This window comes from Nostoc sp. FACHB-888 (genome assembly GCF_014696655.1).
In the GTDB taxonomy this organism is placed as follows: Bacteria; Cyanobacteriota; Cyanobacteriia; order Cyanobacteriales; family Nostocaceae; genus Nostoc.
Window position 1 is genome coordinate 1 of sequence record NZ_JACJQM010000278.1, and the last position, 4484, is coordinate 4484.

2 protein-coding genes and 2 pseudogenes are annotated in these 4484 nt (G+C 44.6%); 2 read left to right on the forward strand and 2 right to left on the reverse strand.

Features of this window, described 5'->3' with window-relative positions; all coding sequences use genetic code 11:
* Positions 1–516 (forward strand): annotated as a pseudogene (locus H6G26_RS38940) (cryptochrome/photolyase family protein); the annotation flags it as partial.
* A 325-nt stretch (positions 517–841) separates the two neighbouring features.
* Here H6G26_RS38940 and H6G26_RS38945 read toward each other — a convergent pair.
* Together H6G26_RS38945 and H6G26_RS38950 are read right to left on the reverse strand one after the other, a co-directional pair.
* Positions 842–1979 (reverse strand): annotated as a pseudogene (locus H6G26_RS38945) (IS4 family transposase).
* 195 nt (positions 1980–2174) lie between these two features.
* Positions 2175–2393 (reverse strand): hypothetical protein, encoded by a 219-nt coding sequence (locus tag H6G26_RS38950; RefSeq protein ID WP_190737150.1) that lies wholly within the window; start codon positions 2391–2393, stop codon positions 2175–2177.
* A gap of 248 nt (positions 2394–2641) precedes the next feature.
* Between H6G26_RS38950 and H6G26_RS38955 the strand changes: the two genes are divergently transcribed.
* Positions 2642–4345: a protein adenylyltransferase SelO family protein gene (locus tag H6G26_RS38955; protein ID WP_190737151.1), complete on the forward strand. Its 1704-nt coding sequence runs from the start codon at positions 2642–2644 to the stop codon at positions 4343–4345.
* Positions 4346–4484: the final 139 nt, after the last annotated feature.

Genomic DNA, 4484 nt, shown 5'->3' on the forward strand with positions numbered 1-4484 from the left:
CATCCACTGCCTGCTTTTTATTGGACTGGCGATACACAGATGAATTGTCTGCACCAAATTCTTACTCAGGTTAAACAAATAGGTTATGCTCATCATATTCAGCGCCTGATGGTGTTGAACAACTTTGCTTTGATTGCAGGTATCTCCCCCCAAGAACTTGAGGACTGGTTTCATGCCGCCTTTATTGATGGCTACGATTGGGTGATGCAAACCAATGTCATTGGTATGGGACAGTTTGCTGATGGTGGAATGATTGCTTCTAAACCTTATGCTGCTTCTGCTAACTACATCAATAATATGAGCGACTACTGTCGCAATTGTATTTACAATCCCCGTGAGCGCACCACTGAAAATGCATGTCCTTTCAACTTTTTTTACTGGGACTTCCTTGCTCGTCATTATGACTTGCTTAAAAAACAGCCACGCATGACTCAAATACTGCGTAACTTGGAGCGGCTCTCTCCATCAGAACTTCAAGAAATCCGCTCTCTGGCTTCTAGTTGGCACGCTATGTAAAGCAACCGTTTAGCCACTTGTGTAAGCAAATATCTGCAATTATTCCAGACAGATGCAACGCCGGGTTGTTACTAGTTAACAAGCCTGCTATCTAGACAGAAAAAATTATCCTTTGCTTGCAGCAACTGAACCAATCCAACGAGCCAATACTTCTCGGTTAAGAATTAAGCAGTATTGAGAATAAAAAAAGTGAGTGGTTGGTGTTGAGTACCCGCTCCTCTGTGGATTGGTTTTCTAGACGGAAACTTAGAACGAGGTTTTTTGACTACTCTGGGATTTGTTCTGCCAAGTCTTTGAGGGATTTTTTGCTCCAAAATTTCCAGAATCAGCTTGGAGAAAAAAAGGGTAGTTGCTCACTATTAGCATCTTGAAAATCAGAAATAGCACAGGCGTTTGACTTTGAGAGTACCAGTAAAACCTAAACGTAATGGAGATATTTCAGCAGCACTCGCGGCTTGAAACATTAAAGTGCGAACTGCATAATGGCTGAGAAGCCAACCGTAAATTTCTTGAACAACTTCACGGGGTTTGAGAGAACGGATGGGAGTTTTACGCCCATTAAGATGGGTTTTTAGCTCATCAATAGTATTTTCGATTTCCCAACGCTGATGATACTCTGTGGCTAACAACAAAGCAGGAAACAAAGCAATATCCATCAAACTGGTAATGAGACGATAAGTTTGTTGTCCATTCTCGCAGTCAATAGTGTATTCTATGACCCGAACCTGAATCTGTTTTCCACCTTTGTCTTTGGACTTGCGGTCTGGAGCAATCCACGACAGATATGAGCCATCTTCTAAAACTTTTTCTACTGGAAATTTAACATTCTTCGGAACTCGTCCAAGATATTGGCATCCACGATTTTGAGTAGCATGAACCATCCGATAAGAATGTAGCCCTCTGTCCCACATTAGGAGCATCCCTTGACCACAGCTTCGTAGTAGTTTTAAAGCTCGCACTCTCTCACCGATACGATAGGGACACATTAAGGCATCAACAATCAGATGAGTTCCCGCCTCCACTAACAATACCAAACGTACCTTCGGGAAAGCAGCTCTAGTTCCCTTTCTACTCCCTGGATATCCAAATACTCTGGCATTGGCAGTACTATCTGGCACATCAAAAACCGTACCGTCTACTGCCATCACTCGCAGTCCTCCTAAAAATGCTCCCGGCGTTTGTGGTGTCGCTAATGGTCTAATTATCTTGTGAAACAACCGACTCATTGCCCAACATCCCAACCTCTGTCTTGCTTCACTGATGGAAGAACTACTTGGTACTTTCCAATACTGCCCTAGTCGCGTCCACTCTCTACTTAGTCCATTCACCAGATTTTTTAGTACATCTCCCATTGCATCTGATGACCATAGATTCATCGCTATTACTAGACACACTACCAACCCAGATGGCAATTTCCGCGATCGCTCTTCATAACTGTCTGTCTCTGATAGAGTTTGTCTAATCACGGATGGAGAAATCACTGTTTCTATCGCTTTGAATATCAACTCTGCTTCTAGCGTTGGCGTGATTAAGGAGAAATCTTTTAACTGCAACAGTTTGGACGCTCGCACTTTTTGGAGAACAATTATCACTTTACCCTGCTTTTGCCCTTAACCGAGAAGTATTGTCCAACGAGCGACTAACATAGCTAGCACCAGCTAGATTTTGGGAACAAATTGGACACATTCGCCCTTCAACATGAATGCATCACCCCAAGGTGAGCAATCGTAGGCTGTGGAGAGCGGTTGTACAAGGGCAGAGGTGCGGGCGGCGATCGCAGATGTGGCGATGGCGTAACCGCCCGCCGTAGGCATCGCAACAAAGCCGTGCAAGTCTACAATCTCGTTTCCCGGCAGTGGCAAAGAGGAGTGGTGCAAAACTACTCTTCGCTAGAGGGTTTTCTAGAGGTGCGCTGTGGAAAGCGGATACAGAAAGTGTTCATTCTGGCTTCTGACTCCTGAATTCGGGGTAAAGACAAGATACGCGCAAAATTTATCACGATGTAAAGTTTTGTAAAGTAGTCAAATATTTATACTTCTCATACATGCTTCACATTTAATATGTTAGCCTCTGGAAAGTCCTCAATTAAATATGAATCCTTCCCGACATATCGGCGCTAGCAAAAATGTCATATCCATCTAAACCCTCTGCTGAACCTTGTGTAACGACCTTCGATGAGTTTGTGCAATTGGCGAATTATTCTCTGATGGATACCTTAAATGCCGATCCTGATGCCACTGGAGATGGTGATGATCACCGGGCCCGCCAGGTTTTTTCTGGTCATTTCGTGCCTGTGACACCCACGCCGCTTGCAGACCCAGAATATGTAGCTCATAGCCGCACTTTTTTTAAGGAACTTGGGTTGAGCGATGGACTGGCGCTTAATGAAAAATTTCGCCGTGTATTTTCTGGTGATCTCTCTGCTGCCCATGAGCCGATGCGTCAGGTGGGCTGGGCGACGGGTTATGCCCTGTCGATTTATGGCACCGAATATACCCAACAATGTCCATTTGGTACAGGTAATGGTTATGGCGATGGTCGAGCAATATCTGTATTTGAAGGAATCATCAATGGACAGCGCTGGGAAATGCAATTGAAAGGGGGCGGCCCAACGCCTTATTGCCGGGGTGCCGACGGGCGTGCTGTCCTCCGGTCAAGTGTGCGTGAGTTTCTAGCGCAAGACTATATGCAAGCGTTAGCTGTGCCAACATCGCGCTCTTTGACACTGTATGTTTCTAAATCTGAGACTGTTACCCGGCCTTGGTATTCTCAAGACTCCTACTCTATTGACCCTGATGTTTTGGTGGACAATCCTGTGGCCATTTCAACTCGCGTTGCACCCTCCTTTTTGCGCGTTGGTCAGCTAGAGTTATTTGCCCGCCGCACTCGCAGCAATGCTCATCCAAAAGCCTTAGAAGAGTTGAGCATGATAGTGTCGCACTTAATTGAGCGAGAGTACAAAAGCGACATTAATCAAAGCCTTGGTTTTGCCGATCAACTAGTTGAGTTGGCTAAGCTATTTCACCAGCGTCTCACTTCACTGGTGGCTAATTGGCTACGTGTTGGTTATTGCCAGGGTAATTTTAACAGTGACAACTGCGCTGCTGGAGGCTTTACCCTAGACTATGGACCCTTCGGATTTTGTGAAAAATTTGACCCTTGGTTTCAACCTTGGACTGGTGGCGGCGAGCACTTTTCATTCTTCAATCAGCCCATTGCAGCAGAAGCAAATTATTACATGTTTTGGAAAGCAGTGAGACTGCTACTTACAGAAGATGCTGAAGCGTTAGAACAGTTCGACCAAGTAGGCCGCGGCTTTTCAGAAGCCATGCAAAAACAAATCCAAAAAATGTGGGCGGACAAACTTGGCTTGACTGAATATCACCCAAAGCTATTTGAAAAATTGATGCAGTTAATGACTGACTCAGAGGTAGATTACACCATTTTCTTCCGCGAGTTATCCCATATACCAGATGATATCTCAGCATTGAAAAAAAGCTTCTACGTTAAAACTTCACCACAACTCGATGAACAATGGCAATCTTGGCTAAAAAGCTGGCGCGACCTCGTCATTAACGACGGCAATTTGGCTGAGATATCGACAAAGATGAAACAGACGAACCCTAAATACACATGGCGAGAGTGGTTGATTGCCCCTGCGTACCAACAAGCCATGCAGGGTGACTATACTTTAGTTAAAGAGTTGCAAGAAGTCCTTAGCTATCCATATGATGAGCAATCACAAGACGTAGAAGATAAATACTATCGTCTAAGACCTAAGGCGTTTTTTAACACGGGTGGCGTGTCGCACTATAGCTGTTCATCTTGAATAGCTGATTGTCACGCAGCTATTCAAGATGAACAGCTTTGTTCTTGAGCAACTGTTGAAAGCCAGGTTTGATTAGCGTACATTTCTGTTCCATGGCTGATGCTGTTGGCGAAATATTCCTTAACATTATTGGCAAAGG